At 61.2% G+C, this 17,995-nt stretch carries 13 protein-coding genes; 7 read left to right on the top strand and 6 right to left on the bottom strand.

Going from position 1 to position 17,995, the window contains the following annotated elements; translation table 11 throughout:
* Positions 1-124 precede the first annotated feature (124 nt).
* Positions 125-316 (top strand): DUF6316 family protein, encoded by a 192-nt coding sequence (locus HU743_RS06645; RefSeq protein WP_186647715.1) that lies wholly within the window; start codon positions 125-127, stop codon positions 314-316.
* 130 nt (positions 317-446) lie between these two features.
* On the opposite strand, the gene HU743_RS06640 is transcribed toward HU743_RS06645, so the two are convergent.
* Together HU743_RS06640 and pap are read right to left on the bottom strand one after the other, a co-directional pair.
* Positions 447-1,631 (bottom strand): thiolase family protein, encoded by a 1,185-nt coding sequence (locus HU743_RS06640; protein WP_186647713.1) that lies wholly within the window; start codon positions 1,629-1,631, stop codon positions 447-449.
* 105 nt (positions 1,632-1,736) lie between these two features.
* Positions 1,737-3,251, bottom strand: coding sequence for a polyphosphate:AMP phosphotransferase (gene pap, locus HU743_RS06635; protein ID WP_186547021.1), 1,515 nt, complete (start codon positions 3,249-3,251; stop codon positions 1,737-1,739).
* Between the two features lie 276 nt (positions 3,252-3,527).
* On the opposite strand from pap, the gene mnmC reads away from it, so the two are divergent.
* Positions 3,528-5,507: a bifunctional tRNA (5-methylaminomethyl-2-thiouridine)(34)-methyltransferase MnmD/FAD-dependent 5-carboxymethylaminomethyl-2-thiouridine(34) oxidoreductase MnmC gene (gene mnmC / locus HU743_RS06630; RefSeq protein WP_186647711.1), complete on the top strand. Its 1,980-nt coding sequence runs from the start codon at positions 3,528-3,530 to the stop codon at positions 5,505-5,507.
* A 4-nt stretch (positions 5,508-5,511) separates the two neighbouring features.
* On the opposite strand, the gene HU743_RS06625 is transcribed toward mnmC, so the two are convergent.
* Positions 5,512-10,329, bottom strand: a complete 4,818-nt coding sequence (locus HU743_RS06625; RefSeq protein ID WP_186647709.1) for an NEL-type E3 ubiquitin ligase domain-containing protein — start codon at positions 10,327-10,329, stop codon at positions 5,512-5,514.
* A gap of 325 nt (positions 10,330-10,654) precedes the next feature.
* Here HU743_RS06625 and HU743_RS06620 point away from each other — a divergent pair, with 325 nt between their 5' ends.
* The 4 genes from HU743_RS06620 to HU743_RS06605 all read left to right on the top strand — a co-directional run bounded on the left by HU743_RS06620 (position 10,655) and on the right by HU743_RS06605 (position 15,916).
* Positions 10,655-12,427, top strand: a complete 1,773-nt coding sequence (locus HU743_RS06620) for an N-acetylglutaminylglutamine amidotransferase (RefSeq protein WP_186647707.1) — start codon at positions 10,655-10,657, stop codon at positions 12,425-12,427.
* Positions 12,428-12,430: 3 nt separating this feature from the next.
* Complete coding sequence (gene ngg, locus HU743_RS06615) at positions 12,431-14,179, top strand: N-acetylglutaminylglutamine synthetase (protein WP_186647705.1); 1,749 nt, start codon at positions 12,431-12,433, stop codon at positions 14,177-14,179.
* Between the two features lie 161 nt (positions 14,180-14,340).
* Positions 14,341-15,531, top strand: coding sequence for an osmoprotectant NAGGN system M42 family peptidase (locus tag HU743_RS06610; RefSeq protein WP_186647703.1), 1,191 nt, complete (start codon positions 14,341-14,343; stop codon positions 15,529-15,531).
* Positions 15,532-15,688: 157 nt separating this feature from the next.
* Positions 15,689-15,916, top strand: coding sequence for a YheU family protein (locus tag HU743_RS06605; protein WP_003192759.1), 228 nt, complete (start codon positions 15,689-15,691; stop codon positions 15,914-15,916).
* 5 nt (positions 15,917-15,921) lie between these two features.
* Here HU743_RS06605 and csrA read toward each other — a convergent pair whose 3' ends face one another.
* The 3 genes from csrA to HU743_RS06590 all read right to left on the bottom strand — a co-directional run bounded on the left by csrA (position 15,922) and on the right by HU743_RS06590 (position 17,452).
* Positions 15,922-16,107 (bottom strand): carbon storage regulator CsrA, encoded by a 186-nt coding sequence (csrA, locus tag HU743_RS06600; protein WP_186547016.1) that lies wholly within the window; start codon positions 16,105-16,107, stop codon positions 15,922-15,924.
* A gap of 133 nt (positions 16,108-16,240) precedes the next feature.
* Positions 16,241-16,573, bottom strand: a complete 333-nt coding sequence (locus HU743_RS06595; protein WP_186621640.1) for a YnfA family protein — start codon at positions 16,571-16,573, stop codon at positions 16,241-16,243.
* 63 nt (positions 16,574-16,636) lie between these two features.
* Positions 16,637-17,452 carry an SDR family oxidoreductase gene (locus HU743_RS06590; RefSeq protein ID WP_186621641.1) on the bottom strand — a complete coding sequence of 272 codons (816 nt, stop codon included), beginning with the start codon at positions 17,450-17,452 and terminating at the stop codon, positions 16,637-16,639.
* Between the two features lie 330 nt (positions 17,453-17,782).
* Here HU743_RS06590 and HU743_RS06585 point away from each other — a divergent pair, with 330 nt between their 5' ends.
* A complete protein-coding gene (locus HU743_RS06585) occupies positions 17,783-17,935 on the top strand; it encodes a DUF3309 family protein (protein WP_003183939.1) in 153 nt (50 codons plus the stop codon).
* Positions 17,936-17,995 lie beyond the last annotated feature (60 nt).

Below are 17,995 nucleotides of genomic sequence, written 5' to 3'. Positions count from 1 at the left end.
AATGAAACTGTGTGGGTCGCAGCAGTAAACCGGCGCGCCGCCGTTGATCGCCTCAACAGGCGCCCCAAGTGCTTCAGGCATAAGCTGATTGCAGACGTTTCAGCGCATTGCTCAGGAGACCGACATGTACGCCAAGCGCGCCGACGACAGCGCCCCCGCTCCCGCTACCCGTTTTCGCAGCGACCGCATCTGCAGGGTCAATGGCGAACTGTTTTTCAGCACCCGGGAAAACACCCTTGAGGGGCCGTTTGACGGCCAGGTGATCAAGAAGGAAATCCAGGCTTATATTGCGCGGATGCAGCGGCAGTCAACGTAGACCCGTGGCGAGGGAGCTTGCTCCCGCTGGGGCGCGAAGCGGCCCTTGCTTCAAGCTGTACCGGCAAATTCAGGTCTGCTTCGCAGCCCAGCGGGAGCAAGCTCCCTCGCCACAAGGATTGTGTTGGCTGTCAGCGCACCGCCTCAAATAACCCGCTCGCCCCCATCCCGCCACCCACGCACATGGTGACAATGCCGTAACGCAGATTACGCCGCTGCAGCTCGCGCACCAGATGCCCGACCTGGCGCGACCCGGTCATGCCAAACGGATGTCCGATCGAGATCGAACCGCCGTTGACGTTGTATTTGTCGTTATCGATCTCCAGCCGATCGCGGCTGTACAGGCACTGCGAAGCGAACGCCTCATTTAATTCCCACAGATCGATATCCGCCACCTGCAAGCCTTTGGCCTTGAGCAGTTTCGGCACCGAGAACACCGGGCCGATGCCCATCTCGTCCGGCTCGCAGCCGGCCACAGTGAAACCGCGGAAAAACGCTTTCGGCTTAAGCCCCAGCGCCAGCGCTTTTTCCAGGCTCATCACCAAGGTCATCGACGCCCCATCAGACAGTTGCGACGAGTTGCCCGCCGTCACCGAACCGTCTTCGGCAAACACCGGTTTTAGCGCCGCGAGGCTTTCGTAAGTGGTGTCGGGACGGTTGCAGTCGTCGCGATCCACGACGCCGTCGAGTACCTGCACCTGGCCGGTGTTTTTGTCCTCGACGCGATACTGCACCGCCATCGGCACGATCTCATCATCGAACAGCCCGGCCGCCTGCGCCTGAGCGGTGCGGATCTGGCTTTGCAGTGCATAGCGATCCTGCGCTTCACGACTGACGTCATAACGCCGTGCGACCACTTCGGCGGTCTGGCCCATGGTGTAGTAAATGCCCGGCGTCTGTTGCTTGAGCAGCGGGTTGATCAAGTTGTCGGTGTTGACGCTTTTCAGGGTCAGGCTGATCGACTCGACGCCGCCGGCAACGATGATGTCACTGCATCCCGAGGCGATCTGGTTGGCGGCGATGGCGATTGCCTGCAAGCCCGACGAGCAGAAACGGTTGAGGGTCATGCCGGCGGTGCCGGTGCCCAGACGCGACAGCACCGCGACGTTGCGACCGATGTTGTAACCTTGCGCGCCCTCGTTGGAGCCGGCACCGACGATGCAATCCTCGACGCTGGCCGGGTCGATGGCGTTGCGCTCAAGCAGTGCATTGACGCAATGGGCCGCCAGGTCATCGGGGCGGGTCTGGTTGAACTTGCCGCGAAAGGATTTGGCCAGGCCGGTCCGCACGCTGTCGACGATCACCACTTCACGCATGGCGCATACCTCATTGTTGTTGTCGGTTGAGAGTGGACCTGAGCATAAGTCCACCTTCTTGCCGACCGCGAGGATCATTCACCCGGCGTATGCGCGCCCATCGCCTCAGTGCTTGTGTTTCCTGGCTTTCTTGTCGGATTGCTCGAAAGCCTCTTCCAATGCCCGGTTGATCGTGCGCAAAACCTTGACCCGCGCCCAGCGCTTGTCATTGGCCTCGACCAGCGTCCACGGCGCGATTTCGGTGCTGGTGCGATCGACCATGTCGCCGACCGCTGCGCGATAGGCGTCCCATTTTTCGCGATTGCGCCAGTCATCTTCGGTGATCTTGAAGCGTTTGAAGGAAATCTCTTCGCGCTCTTGAAAGCGCTCCATTTGCGTGTCTTTGTCGATCGCCAGCCAGAACTTGACGACGATGATCCCGGCATCGGCCAGTTGCTCTTCGAAGTCGTTGATTTCGCCATAGGCGCGCAGCCAGTCGGCCGGGGTGCAAAAGCCCTCGATCCGCTCGACCAGCACCCGTCCGTACCACGAGCGATCGAATACCGTGAACTTGCCTCGCGCCGGAATATGCCGCCAGAACCGCCACAGGTACGGTTGCGCGCGCTCTTCTTCGGTCGGCGCGGCGATCGGCACGATGCTGTACTGGCGCGGATCGAGCGCCGCCGCGACACGGCGAATCGCCCCGCCCTTGCCCGCTGCATCGTTGCCTTCGAACACCGCGACCAGAGCATGGCGGCGCATGCGTTTGTCGCGCATCAAACCCGACAGGCGCGCCTGTTCGGTGATCAGTTGTTCTTCGTAGTCTTTCTTGTCCAGACGCTGACTGAGGTCGAGGCTGTCGAGCAGGTTCAACTGATCGACCGGCGTGCCCAACGGCGCGGCGCTGACATCGTGAGGACTGACGTCGGCACGCTTGAGCGCATTTTGCAGGCCTTCGAGGAGAATCTTGCCGACGGCCAGGCTGCGGTAATTGGCGTCGGCGCCCTCGATGACGTGCCACGGTGCGTAATCGCGGCTGGTGCGGCGCAGCACGCGCTCGCCGTATTTGACGAACTTGTCGTAGGTCTGCGATTGCTGCCAGTCCAGCGGGCTGATACGCCAGCTGTGCAGGGGATCGTCGGCCAGGGTCTTGAGCCGGGCTTTCATTTGTTTTTTCGACAGGTGAAACCAGAACTTGAAGATCAGCGCCCCTTCATCGCAAAGCATTTTTTCCAGACGCTCGGCGCCCGCGATGGCCTGATCCAGACGCGGATCCTTGAACAGCCCATGCACCCGGCCCTGCAACATCTGGCTGTACCAGTTGCCGAAGAAAATACCCATGCGCCCCTTGGCCGGGAGCATCCGCCAATAGCGCCAGGCCGGCGGTCGCGACAGTTCTTCATCGGTCTGCTGATCGAAAGTGCGCACCTCGATCAGGCGCGGGTCCATCCACTCGTTGAGCAGCTTGACCGTCTCGCCCTTGCCTGCACCTTCGATGCCGTTGATCAGGATGATCACCGCAAAGCGCTTCTGCTGCTGCAATTCGAACTGGGCTTCCAGCAACGCCTCGCGCAGCGCCGGGACGGCGGCCTCAAAGGTGTCTTTGTCGATGGCGTGACCGATTTCAGCGGATTCAAACATGGGGGACGGCTCCTTCCAGGGTTCAGCAAGACTAGCGGATTGGGCATGCAGGCGGCGCATAAATTCCCTGTGGCGAGGGAGCTTGCTCCCGCTGGGTTGCGGAGCAGCCCAAAAACCAGTGCACGCGGTCTGCCAAGAAAAAGCGATCGCAGGTCTGCGCCTGCTGCGCAGCCGAGCGGGAGCAAGCTCCCTCGCCACAAGGGTCAACATTGCTGTGGATCAGGCAGCCCGCGCGTGATCGGCTAGAATGGCGGCCTTGTCGTTGCCGAGCCTGCCATGAAAGCCCCATTGCCCCATGCCCAACTCGATTGGGATGACCACGGACGTCCTCGTTCACGAGTGTTCGATGACGTGTATTTTTCCGACCAGTCGGGGCTGGACGAAACCCGTTATGTGTTCCTTGAACAAAACCGCCTGGCCGAGCGTTTTGCTGCGCTGCCGGCGGGCGGACGCCTGGTCATCGGTGAAACCGGCTTTGGCACCGGGCTGAATTTTCTCTGCGCCTGGCAATTGTTCGAGCAGCACGCCATGGCCGGTGCGCGGCTGCACTTTGTCAGCGTCGAAAAATATCCCCTGAGCCCTGCCGACCTGCAGCGGGCGCTGGCGTTATGGCCGGAGCTCAAGCCCCTCGCCGATCAGTTGCTGACCCGTTACGTGGCGATCCACCAAGGTTTTCAGCGCATCACCCTGGCCGACGGGCGAGTGACGCTGACCCTGCTGATCGGCGATGTGCTGGAGCAACTGCCCCAACTCGACGGCCAGATTGACGCCTGGTTTCTCGACGGTTTTGCTCCGGCGAAAAACCCCGACATGTGGACTGCAGAACTTTTCGTCGAACTGGCGCGGCTCGCGGCGCCGGGCGCGACCCTCAGCACATTTACCAGCACCGGCTGGGTGCGGCGTTTGCTCAATGCCGCCGGGTTCAAAATGAAGCGCACGCCGGGCATCGGGCATAAATGGGAGATTCTGCGTGGCGAGTTTCTCGGCTGGCCGCCAGAGGTCGCAGCGCCCGCCCCGGCAAAGCCATGGTTTGCACGCCCTGCCCCGATGAGTGGCGAGCGAAGGGCCTTGGTGATCGGCGCCGGTCTGGCCGGCTGCGCCAGCGCATCGAGTCTCGCCGCACGAGGCTGGCAGGTGACGCTGCTCGAGCGGCACGACGCGGTGGCGCAAGAAGCGTCGGGCAATCCGCAGGGCGTGCTGTACCTGAAACTGTCCGCCCACGGCACGGCGCTGTCGCAACTGATCCTCAGCGGTTTCGGTTACACCCGCCGGCTGCTCGAATCGCTGCAACGCGGCACCGACTGGGACGACTGCGGTGTGCTGCAACTGGCGTTCAATGCCAAGGAAGCCGAGCGTCACGCGCAGTTGGCGGCCGCCTTCCCCGAGGACCTGCTGCACTGGCTCGACCCGCCACAAGCGCAGGCTGTCGCGGGCGTGGGCCTGAACTGCGGGGGTCTGTATTACCCCGAAGGGGGCTGGGTGCATCCGCCGGCGTTGTGTCAGGCGCAAGCGACGCAGCCGAATATTGAGCTGCTCCCCCATCGCGACGTGCTGCAACTGCGCAAGGTCAATGATCAGTGGCAAGCGTTCGACGGCGAGCACCTGCTCGCCAGCGCGCCCGTCGTGGTGCTGGCCGGGGCGGCAGAGATCAAGCGCTTCGAGCAAACTGCCGAGCTGCCCCTCAAACGCATTCGCGGACAGATCACCCGGCTCACGCAGACCGCGCAGAGTCAGGCGCTGACCACGGTGGTCTGTGCCGAAGGCTACGTCGCCCCGGCCCGATTGGACGAACACACTCTCGGCGCCAGTTTCGCTTTCCACAGCGACGACCTGACGCCGACCCTCGCCGAGCACCAGGGCAATCTGGCGATGCTCGAAGAGATTTCCCGCGATCTGGTCGCGCGCCTGAACATCGCCGAGTTGCCGCTCGACAGCCTTCAGGGACGCGCGGCGTTCCGCTGCACCAGCCCGGATTATCTGCCCATCGTCGGCCCGCTCGCTGACCTCGAAGCGTTCAACCATGCCTACGCGGCGCTGAGCAAGGATGCCCGACAAGTACCGGACACGCCTTGCCCATGGCTCGATGGTCTGTACGTCAACAGCGGCCACGGCTCGCGCGGTTTGATTACCGCGCCGCTGTCCGGCGAACTGCTCGCGGCGTGGCTGGACAATGAACCGCTGCCCCTGCCACGCCCAGTGGCCGAAGCCTGTCACCCCAACCGCTTCGCCCTGCGCCGGCTGATTCGCGGCCAATAACCGCTCAGGCCTCGGGCATCATGCAGATGCCCAGATCGGCCAGACGAACGGCGTCGTCGGTCAGGCGCTGGAGTACCGCCTCTTCAGCCTGTTCGCGATCGAGCTTGATGGCGTCCACCTTACTCAGGTAGTCGGCCGATGACAATTTGGTCGCCCCTTCAAACTCCCGCTCGAGTTTCGCCGCGAACTTTTCATCGATAGGCGAGAACTGACGGGGAAATGTGCGTTTGAGGTAATCGCTCCAGAACGGCTGGCGCAGCATGAACTTCAACAGTTCAGGAGAAAGTTCAGCGGCACTGACGCGGCTCTTCGCTGCCTCCAGATCGGCAGCAGTCACCTTCGCCTGTTCACTGAAGAGCATGTGCCGCGGCTGACCGGGCAGGTCCATCGTTTCGGCCAGGCCGATGCGAAAAGCCAGATTCACCTCCAGTGCATCGGCTTTGACTTTGGCGGCATGCTCCTCGGCAATTGCGTTGAGTTGGTCCAGTCTGAAAAGACCGCGCAGCAGCTTCAACAGCGGTTTGGCTGTGATCTCACCGGAGGCTGCGTTGGTCAATCGATTGACCTCCACCGCAACTTCAAGGTGGCTGAAATTGACCGCCGCGCTGTCGGTACAGATCATCCGGTTGGCCGCTATGTCCAGCAGTTGGTCGCACAACCCAGCGTCAGTTTCCGCAGCCTCAAGTACCGTCCAGACACGGCGTTGCAGATCAGCGCTGCCCTTGGTGCCACCGGCGGTATCGCCCAGCACCGCCAGCAAATGGAACAACGCTTCGGCTCGCGGTTCCTCTTTGAATGCCGTCCAGATCCGCTCACGTGTCGCGCCGACCTCGCCTGCGGTCTCGGTAAACCAGAGTGAGCGAGCCTTTTGCTCGTCAAGGCGGGCAATGTCGTCCGCCAGATACCCCATGCCGACGCCGTAATTCTTGCGATACGTCTCAAGGTGCGTCGCGCTGGTTCTGGACAATGGATTGCGGCTCAGATCAACGGACTGACTGAAGCGTCTCGAGGTGCGGAACAGCCAGAGCGGCAATTCCTTGATCTGGTTATCGCTCAGGTTGATCCAGTCAAGATGCGCGGGCAGCTCAAGGCCCTTGGGCAGCTCCGTAAGGCCGGTCTCGCGCAGCAGCAATTGCCGCAGCTTGACCATGCTGCCGATATCCGGCGTGGCCCCCAGTGGATTAGCGTTGAGGTTCAGGTGATGCAGGGTGCGCAACCCGTTGAGTTTTACCAGTGTCTGCTCGGTCAACCGCAGCTGATTGTTCGCCAGACTCAAGCGACCGAGCCTGGGCATATGCGACAGGACTTCCGGCAGGCGCGTGATTTTGTTGTGGTCCAGTTCCAGTGACTCGAGCTGCTTGAACGCTTTGAGGAAGTACACGACGTCATCGCCCTGCTCCATTTCCCGCAGCGACAATCGCTCGATGTGATCGAAGCTCACCCCCGGCGGCAAGGTTGGCAGTTTGCCGACGCGCATCTTGTCGAGGTTGAGCGCACAGACAGATTCACCCTGATCGTTTTCAGCCACAGAAATCCGTCGAAAAGCCTCCTCGATCATCTCGGCGACCGTCTTGCGGCCGTGTCGCATCTCGCCCCAGTCGCCGCCCAGCGCGCGCATGGCGGCTTCATCCTCACTCCACGCAAACAACGCATCACGCAGTTTGAGCAAATCCTGACGCAAGGCGCGGACACGGGTCGCGCGGCTCAGCGGATCATCACCCAGCTCATCGAGCAATTGTCCGGCCTCGATTTCACTCAGCCGCGGATACAACTTGCGCACTTTGCGCAACAAGGCTCGGGGATGATTGATCGCAGGTGGCTGATCGCCCTGGATGCACGCGGGTTCGACGAGCCGCTCGGTAAACTTGCCGCTGACCAATGTCTGCGCGCTGGCCTCGCGCTCGGCCAGCGCGGCATCGAGCAACTGGCTGCGCAACCGTGCAGCCTCGGCGGGTGACGGGTCGGCAAATCCGACGGCGATTCGCTGGCGCGCGGGCAATGCCTTGAGGACAGCGGTATAGAGCGCGTCGGGGCCCGCTGCCACTTTGCCCAGCGATTTGCCGTCGCCGCCGAATGCTTCGTAGCCTGCGCCGGACTTCACTAGCGAACAGGTGTCGGCGGCGGTCGCTGTTTCGGCGCCGATGGCTTCCAGCACCGGTCCGGTGAGCGTTTTGTCCCGCATCACCAGACGCAGCCCGGCCTCCCAGCCACGCAAGCGTGACAGCAATTGAATCGCCAGTTTGTCGGTATCGGCCGTGGCGATCCACGGCCAGTGCAATCCCGTCAGGGCACGATCGAGCCGTACCCTGGCGAGCTGCTCGCTGGCCTGCTGTCCCAGGCGCAGCGGTACGCGATCGGCCGAGCGCAGGGACAACCGCTCAACACTGGGCGCGCGGTCGATCAGCGTTTGCGCAACGCGCTGCGGGAGGCCGGCATAGACCGCGCGCAGTGTCAGCACATCCGCTGCTTCACTCTGGTCATAACGCCGGTACATGTGCTCGAACACCGCGCGATGGTCCGCCTCCAGCGCCGTACCGAGTTTTTTCGCCAACGCTGACTCTTGAGCGCCTTGCGCAACCTTGCTGCCGAGCAAAGTGTCGACTTCGTGCGGGTACAGACCGTCGATGACCGTTTGCAGCAACTGCCCCTGGGCCAACTGGTCTTCGTCGACTTCGACGCAAAGTTGATCGTCGGCCACCCTGGTCGGCGGATAGGCCGCTTTGACTGAACCTTCGGCACGCATCACTTCAATGTAGCGGTCAGTTGGCCAGCCCGGCAGTTTCGGCAAGGCATGCAACTGCTCCTCGACGGACTGCCCCGAATGAATCTCGCCGCTCTGCAGCTCGCGCGCCAACTCACTTAACTGGCGGCCGATGCGCACGCGTTCCACGGTATCGCGCAATCGCACCGGCAGGCTCAGGTTGTCGCTGAAGACGCGGTGCAAGGTTTCGTACGAGGTGTCGCTGAGCCGGCGCATCATGTCCAGGTCGGTGTCGACGAATTCACTCAAGTGCGGATCGATGCGCTTGAGCGGGTAGGCGCTGCCGGCCCATTCTTCAGTCCTTTCATCGGGAAGCTGCCAGCCGCCTTCGACGTGCCGCGTCAGTTCAGGGGAATACGCCTGCGCACGGCTGGCGTGCTCAAGGCGCCAGACGTTCGTCTCGGAGTCATGGCTGCCGGCAAGGAAGCGATGATCGACACGGCCAAGGGTCTTGTCACCGATCCGGTAAAACTCCGTGGAGCCATCCGCCACGGTCAGCCCTGCCGGAAGGCTACGTTCATAGACGCTCAAATCGGGTTTCCACAGGCGCGGCTTGCCGGCCCGGTTGAGGATGGCGGTGAACTGGCCGAAAAATTCCGGGTGTGAACGCACGAGCTTTCTGCCCAATGCCCCCAGCGCTTTTTGCCCGCCAGCAAACGCAGCCATCAGCGCGATGTTCTCGGCCACGCTGAGCAGGTGAGACAGGGCTTGCTGATGATCGCCGCGACGCCAGTCTTCGACGCCTTCGTACACCTCGCCAAGCAGTTGCCCGACCGCAACGCCCATCATCAGTTGCCCAAGCACCGGCACAAACAAGCCCGCCACCGATGCCACGGTTACGCCCATCTGGAGAAAATCGAGCAAGCGTTTTTGCCGAACATCTTCATCGATATCAGCGGTCGGCACTGCCAGTTTGCGGGCGTCGAGCTGCAACTTGCCGACGTGGCTCTGCACCATGAATTCAAACAGTGGTGTGGTGATCGACAGCTGCCGGACGGTGCCCAGCTTTTGGGTGTCGCTAAAGCTTTTGAAAAAATCCGCCTTGGCATCTTCGTCCAGACTTTGCGCGAAATACTCCTGAAACGGCTTGAGCTGCAACTGCTGAGTCAGGTATCGCTTGAAGGCGCTGAAACTGGAGTATTCGTAAAGCGGCCGGTCGGGTTCGCCGGCCATATACACCAGGCACCATTCATCCGGGTATTGCTCCACCGACCGCGCGGAAAACACCACGACGCCCCACACGCAAGCGTCCATGACCTCAAGGCCTTGCATGATCATCGTGCGCCCGCCGTAGCGCAGGCTCTTCGCCGATACCACGCCTTCGGCCTTGATCAAGTCCTGCAGCATGCGCAAGCCGGCTGGCGTGATGTGGCCCTTGAGCGAAGCCAGATGGGTATCGAACTGCAACAGCAGCTTCTTCATGCTCGCGATATCGCGGGTCATCGAGCTGGTTGCCACGACCTTGCCATCTTCGTCCCGAAGGCCAAAGACCTGCTGAAAATGCTCCTGGTATTGTCTGCCAAGATCCAGCTCGCGGCAGAAGGCGGCGAACGCCGCGGGGGTCAAGTCTTTCACCCCGCCAGGCGCCGCTTTGACGCGCACCACACTGCCATCGGGAAACGCATCAGCGCCCTCCTCGTCTTCGCTGAAATTCTGCATTGCCCCCTGCAACAGGGATTGCGTGGAGTGTTTGATGGTTTCGATACCATCCTTGACAGACGACGGCGGACAGCCGCACGGATCGCCCGGCATGCTCAGCAAATCCTGCTCGACGTCGTACTTCGCCGGCCATTTGCGCTGCAACGCTTCGTTCAGTGCGTTGATGCAAAAGCTGTGTAACGGTTTGAGCCCGGCCAGATCCTTGTCGACTTTGAGCTGAATGTCGTGCAAATCCCGCGCGGTCTGATCGATATCGGCCAGCGTCGCGGTGGAGGCTTTGAGCAAAGACGCCGGCAGGCACTTTTGCAGGGCCTCGGCGGTATCGAGGTCGCCCGTGGCGTCCAGTAGGGTGTTGAGTATCGACCCTTGAGGCAGGTCCTGTTTCTTCTCCGTGGCAGGCATCGGCAATAGTCCTTTATTGATTGCGGGTTTCGGCCTTTGACCTTAGCGAGATTACTGCCCCATTAATAATTCAAAAAACCGGGTCTGCCCGGCCGCAAACCAACAGCATTTGTCATCAATAAAATACCCCGCTACCACCACCCGGCGACAAATCTCTGAGCCAAACGGTGTCGCCCCCGTGACGGCCGGGCGCACGCCTGCCAAGCCTGCTTATAACTTATCGATCTAAAACTCCACATACCGAGGCGGGTCAGTTTCTGAGTACCCGCTCTTTTTGCGCGGTACGGCTTGACCCCTCCCCAACGGAAAAACCGGTAAGGACTTTATGTGTGGATTAGCTGGCGAGTTACGTTTTGATCAACAACCTGCAGACCTTGCAGCCATCGAGCGAATCACCCATCACCTGGCGCCTCGCGGCCCTGACGCGTGGGGCTTTCATGCCCAAGGGCCGATTGCCCTGGGCCATCGACGCCTGAAAATCATGGACCTGTCGGACGGCTCGGCGCAGCCGATGATCGACAGTCAGTTGGGCCTGTCACTGGCCTTCAACGGGGCAATTTACAACTTCCCCGAATTGCGCGCTGAACTCGAAGCGCTGGGTTACGCCTTCTATTCCGGCGGTGACACCGAGGTGTTGCTCAAGGGCTATCACGCCTGGGGCGAAGCGCTGCTGCCCAAGCTTAACGGTATGTTTGCCTTTGCCATTTGGGAGCGTGACAACCAGCGTCTGTTCATCGCCCGCGACCGTCTCGGCGTCAAGCCGTTGTACCTGTCGCGGACCGGGCAACGCCTGCGGTTTGCCTCGGCATTGCCGGCACTGCTCAAGGGCGGCGACATCAACCCGATCCTCGATCCGGTAGCGCTCAACCATTACCTGAATTTCCACGCGGTGGTACCGGCACCGCGCACCCTGCTGGCGGGTATCGAAAAACTGCCGCCAGCCACCTGGATGCGCGTCGAGGCCGATGGCCGCACCGAACAGAAAACCTGGTGGACCCTGCCCTACGGCCCGCGCGAGGACGAGAAAAACCTCAACCTCGAAGACTGGGTCGATCGTGTGCTCGACAGCACCCGCGAAGCGGTGGCGATTCGGCAGCGTGCAGCGGTCGACGTCGGTGTGCTGCTGTCCGGCGGTGTCGATTCGAGCATGCTCGTCGGTCTGCTGCGCGAAGTCGGCGTTGAGAACCTGTCGACCTTCTCCATCGGCTTCCAGGACGCCGGTGGCGAACGCGGCGATGAGTTCCAGTATTCGGACCTGATCGCCAGGCACTACGGCACCCGCCACCATCAGTTGCGAATCGACGAGAAGGAAATCATCGAGCAACTGCCCGCCGCGTTCCGCGCGATGAGCGAGCCGATGGTCAGCCACGACTGCATCGCTTTCTATCTGTTGTCCCGGGAAGTGGCCAAGCACTGCAAAGTGGTACAGAGCGGCCAAGGCGCGGATGAGTTGTTCGCCGGTTACCACTGGTACCCGCAAGTCGACGGCGCGGCGAATCCTTACGCCGCCTATCGCGATGCGTTCTTCGATCGCAGCTACGACGACTACGCGGCGACCGTGCAGCCGAAATGGCTGGTCGGCCACGATGCGGCCGGCGACTTCGTCAAAGAGCACTTTGCCCAGCCTGGCGCCGATGCCGCGGTGGACAAAGCCTTACGCCTGGACAGCACGGTGATGCTGGTCGATGACCCGGTCAAACGCGTCGACAACATGACCATGGCCTGGGGTCTGGAAGCGCGTACGCCGTTTCTGGATTATCGACTGGTCGAACTGTCGGCCCGCGTTCCGGGCAAATTCAAGCTGCCCGATGGCGGCAAGCAAGTGCTGAAGGAAGCTGCGCGTCGAGTCATTCCAAGCGAAGTGATCGATCGCAAGAAAGGCTACTTCCCGGTACCGGGCCTCAAGCACTTGCAGGGCGACACGCTCAATTGGGTACGCGACCTGTTGCTTGATCCCAGCCAGGATCGCGGCCTGTTCAACCCGACCATGCTCGACAAGCTTTTGACTGATCCGCAAGGCCAGTTGACCCCGTTGCGCGGTTCGAAACTGTGGCAACTGGCGGCCCTGAACCTGTGGCTCAGTGAACAAGGAATCTGATCGATGAAACCCCACCCCACGTCCATCAACCAACGCCTGCTACGTGGTCAGTCGCCCTCGTATGAACGTTTGCAGGCGCGCCTGGCCGAAGACGGCAGCGAACCGGCCACCGCGCCGATTGCCGTGCATTGCGGCTGGGGCCGGCTGCTGATCGGCCACACGTTTCCCGATCCGGCCTCGCTGGCGCAGGAGTTGCTCAACGAGCAACCAGGCGAGCGCGACATCGCGCTCTACGTCGCCGCGCCGCAACAGATTCTGGGCCTGGAACCGACGCAATTGTTTCTCGATCCGTCCGACACCTTGCGTCTGTGGTTCAGCGATTACCGCCAGGCGACCCGGGTGTTTCGCGGTTTCCGCATCCGCCGCGCGCAGAGCGAGGCGGACTGGCAAGGCATCAATCGTTTGTATCAGGCGCGCGGCATGCTGCCGATCGATCCCGAGTTACTCACCCCGCATCATCAGGGCGGCCCGGTGTATTGGCTGGCCGAGGATGAAGACAGCGGCGCAGTGATTGGCAGCGTCATGGGGCTAAACCATCAGAATGCCTTCAACGACCCGGAACACGGCAGCAGCCTGTGGTGCCTGGCGGTCGATCCGCATTGCACGCGTCCCGGCGTGGGCGAAGTGTTGGTACGGCATCTGGTCGAGCACTTCATGAGTCGCGGTCTGGCCTATCTGGATTTGTCGGTGCTGCATGACAATCGCCTGGCGAAAAACCTCTATGCCAAATTGGGTTTCCGCAACCTGCCGACCTTCGCGATCAAGCGCAAGAATGGCATCAACCAATCGCTGTTTCTCGGCCCGGGGCCGGAAGCCAACTTCAACCCGTATGCGCGGATCATTGTCGAAGAAGCCCATCGGCGCGGCATCGATGTGCAGGTCGATGACGCCGACGCCGGGCTGTTCACCCTCAGCCACGGCGGGCGCCGGGTGCGTTGCCGTGAGTCGTTGAGCGACCTGACCAGTGCCATCAGCATGACCCTGTGCCAGGACAAAAGCCTGACCCACAAAGTACTCAAAGGCGCCGGATTGAACTTGCCCGCGCAGCAGCTGGCAGGCAATGCCGACGACAACCTGGCGTTTCTCGATGAGCATCAGCGGGTGGTGGTCAAACCTCTCGACGGTGAACAGGGTCAGGGCGTGGCGGTGGATTTGCGCAGCATCGAAGAGGTGCAGCAAGCCATCGAAACCGCCAGGCAATTTGACGCTCGCGTGTTGCTGGAGAGCTTTCATGAGGGGCTCGACCTGCGCATTCTGGTGATTGGTTTTGAGGTCGTTGCGGCGGCGATTCGCAAACCTGCGCAAGTGGTCGGCGACGGCCAGCATTCGATTCGCGCGCTGATCGAGGCGCAGAGCCGGCGCCGTCAGGCCGCCACGGGTGGCGAGAGCAAAATCCCGATGGATCAGGAAACCGAGCGCACGCTACAGGCGGCCGGCTATGGGTACGACAGCGTTCTGCCGGCGGGCGAGCATTTGTTCGTGCGGCGCACCGCCAATCTGCACACCGGTGGCACGCTGGAGGATGTCACGGCGATTCTGCATCCCACGCTGGTGGATGCTGCGGTGCGCGCAGCGCGGGCGCTGGATATTCCAATGGTCGGTCTCGACCTGTTGGTGCCGGCGGCGGATCAGCCGGACTACGTGTTTATCGAAGCCAACGAACGCGCCGGGTTGGCCAACCATGAACCGCAGCCGACGGCGGAGCGGTTTGTCGATCTGTTGTTTCCGCACAGTCAGCCGGCGATCTCGTGAATCTTCATTGTTCGGGCTGACGCCTTCGCGAGCAGGCTCGCTCCCACAAGGGAATGCCTTCCAAATGTGGGAGCGAGCTTGCTCGCGAAAGGGCCCCTCAGGCGCCACAAATTTCCCCCCTCATCGAAACCATCGGTGTGCTCAACCCATCAGGAGTTTCCATGACCACACACATCCCTGAACCGGATCTGAATTACCTGCAGAAAGTCCTCCTGGAAATGCTCGCCATTCCCAGCCCTACAGGGTTCACCGACACCATCGTGCGCTATGTCGCCGAACGGCTGGAGGAGCTTGGCATTCCTTTTGAAATGACCCGCCGCGGGACCATTCGCGCCACGCTCAAGGGCAAAAAAAGCAGTCCTGACCGCGCCGTTTCGGCCCACCTGGACACCATCGGCGCTGCCGTGCGCGCGGTTAAGGACAATGGCCGCCTGACCCTCGCCCCGGTCGGCTGCTGGTCGAGCCGTTTTGCTGAGGGCAGTCGCGTGAGCCTGTTCACCGACAACGGCGTGATTCGCGGCAGTGTCCTGCCCTTGCTGGCCTCCGGACACGCCTTCAATACCCAGGTCGATGAGATGCCGATCAGTTGGGATCACGTCGAACTGCGCCTGGACGCCTATTGCGCAACCAAGGCCGATTGCGAGTCCCTGGGCATCAGCATCGGTGACGTCGTCGCCTTCGACCCGCTGCCGGAATTCACCGAAAGCGGCCACATCAGTGCGCGCCACCTGGATGACAAGGCGGGGGTCGCGGCGCTGCTCGCCGCACTCAAAGCCATCGTCGACAGCGGGCAGGAACTGATGATCGACTGCCATCCGCTGTTCACCATCACCGAGGAAACCGGCAGTGGCGCGGCGGCGGCCCTGCCGTGGGACGTGAGCGAATTCGTCGGCATCGACATTGCGCCGGTCGCGCCGGGCCAGCACTCCAGCGAACATGCCGTCAGTGTGGCGATGCAGGACTCCGGCGGGCCTTACGACTATCACTTGTCCCGGCATCTGCTGCGCCTGGCCGGTGAGCATGAACTGCCGGTGCGCCGGGATCTGTTCCGCTACTACTTCAGTGACGCGCACTCGGCGGTGACAGCCGGCCACGACATCCGCACCGCCCTGCTCGCCTTCGGCTGCGATGCGACCCACGGCTATGAACGCACGCACATCGACAGTCTGGCGGCGCTGAGCCGTTTGCTCGGGGCCTACATTCTCAGCCCGCCGGTGTTTGCCAGCGATGCGGCGCCAGCCAATGCGTCGCTCGACCGCTTCAGCCACCAGATCGAACATGAAACGCAGATGGAAAGCGACACCCGGGTGCCTTCGGTGGACAGTCTGGTGGGGCAGCGTTCCGACAGTTGATCCTTGTTGACGCTTTCGCGAGCAGGCTCGCTCCCACAGGAGACCGTACTTCCATGTGGGAGCGAGCCTGCTCGCGAACGGGCCGGCACAGGCTAGAAAACTGGCAGACAAAACCCAATCGCCGTAGCATCGCGCCATTGATCCAGCCGAGGTGCCCATGCTCATTCCCTACGACGCTCTTGAAGTCGACACCCTCACCCGCCTGATCGAGGATTTCGTCACCCGCGACGGCACCGACAATGGCGACGACACGCCGCTGGAAACCCGCGTATTGCGCGTGCGGCAGGCGCTGACCAAAGGCCAGGCGCTGATCGTCTTCGACCCGGAAAGCGAGCAGTGTCAACTGATGCTAAAGCACGACGTGCCCAAACATCTTTTCGACTGAGGCCCTCAGCGGGCCTTTTCGACGGCGCGTTTGCGCTGGATGCGCTGGTAAACTTCCGCGCGGTGCACATTGACCTCCTGCGGTGCCTCGACACCAAAGCGCACACTGCCACCGTTCACCGACAGCACGCGCAAGGTAATGTCGTCTCCGATTGAAATCAGCTCACCGACAACACGGCTGAGTACAAGCATGGGATTCGTCCTTCAGGATTAACAAACCCTGAAGATGCGCGGCTTGGCGGCGCTGCACAATCCGTAGCCGACAAATCAGTTTTGCCCTACACACCAGACAGAACCAAGCCTTCAGACGCTTCCCACAAACACCTCAAGCGGCGGAAAATCGCGGCCCGAACAGAATCACACTGGCGCCGATGACGCACAGCGCCATACCGATCCAGTCCGATCCCAAAGGACGCACGCGCTCCACCACCGCCAGCCAGCCGATCGAGGCGACGATATAAATCCCGCCATAAGCGGCATAGGCACGACCGGCGTAAGCGGCTTCGACGCGGGTGAGTAACAGCGCAAATACAGTCAGACTGAGCACTGCGGGAATCACCCATAAAGCGCTTTTGCCCTGACGCAACCACAGATAAAAAGCGAAACAACCGGCGATTTCAAACAACGCCGCAAGGAAGAACCACAGGTAATTGAGCATTGATGCGTCTCGACAGGGTGACCATGGCGGTCACCCTAACGACGCGGCGTGCAGGGAACAAGATCAAGCGTTGTTTTGTTTGGCCTTGGCACGCATTTTATCGGCCATGGTGGTCATTTCGTTGTAGAGCAGTTGCGGGTTTTTCTGTTTGATGGCCCAGGCCATGCGCCCTTGTTCGTGGGGCAGAATCATGAATTCGCCAGCGGCAACTTGCTGATAAATGTAGTCGGCAATGTCGGCGGCGCTGATTGGTGAACTTTCCAGCAGTTTACCGACCTGCGCTTTCATGGCTGGGGTCGGACCGCGGAAAGAGTCAAGCAAGTTGGTCTGGAAGAACGATGGACAGACCACGTGCACGGCCACTTCCTGCTGTGCCAGTTCAATCAACAGACTTTCCGACAACGCCACCACGCCGGCCTTGGCCACGTTGTAGTTACTCATGGCCGGGCCTTGCATCAAGGCGGCCATGGACGCGATGTTGATGATCTTGCCCTTGCTTTGCTCCAGCAGCGGCAAGAACGCTTTGCAGCCTTTGACCACCCCCATCAGGTTGATCGCGATCTGCCAGTCCCAGTCTTCCAGCGACAGTTCACTGAAGAAACCACCTGAGGCCACACCGGCGTTATTAACGATGATGTCGATGCCGCCAAGCTTCTCTTCGCAGGCTTGGGCGAACGCGGTGAGCTGGCTGTAATCGCGCACGTCGCAGCGCTGGATAAAACCGTCGCCCCCCGCCTCGCGGACCATTTTCAGGGTTTCCTGCAGGCCGGGCTCGCTGACGTCGGACAAGGCCAGGTGCCAGCCTTCGCGCGCCCAGCGCAGTGCGATTTCGCGACCCAGGCCTGAGCCTGCGCCAGTGATCATCATGCGATTTTGCATAACAGACAGCCTTGTTGTTCCGGGGAAGATGCGCGGAGTGTAGCGAAGGAAGCGTGCGCGCCCACGCTCCATCAGATTGCTGAATGCAGGATCAAAAGATCAGCGCCTGCGCTAATTTTCGATGAATCCCTGTAGGCGCTGTCGCGTGCAGCGAGGCTGCGATCTTTTCGCTCAAAACGAAATAACCGAGCAATCCAAATACATTAAAAAAACATTGAATCTTTTTTCATTGGAACACGTCGGAACATGTAAGCCGGCTGGAATTTAGTTGCTCTCCAGCTGCCCACTGAGCATCAAGACTCTTCCAGACTCTGAACAAGGAAATCACCCATGGGCACAATTCTAATCATCATCCTGATCCTGTTGCTGATCGGTGGTCTGCCGGTCTTCCCGCACTCCAGAAGTTGGGGTTATGGCCCGTCGGGCATTATCGGCGTGGTGTTGGTCGTGCTGCTGGTGCTGTTGTTACTCGGCAAGATATGACGATTTGAAGCGGTAAAAAAAGAGGCCCTTTTTCAAGGGCCTCTTTTTTATTGCATGGAC

Origin of the sequence: Pseudomonas sp. SWRI99, assembly GCF_014270125.1 — a bacterium.
GTDB lineage: Bacteria > Pseudomonadota > Gammaproteobacteria > Pseudomonadales > Pseudomonadaceae > Aquipseudomonas > Aquipseudomonas hamedanensis.
Note: the sequence above shows the minus strand (reverse complement) of the source record. Positions and strands in the feature narration are given on the sequence as shown.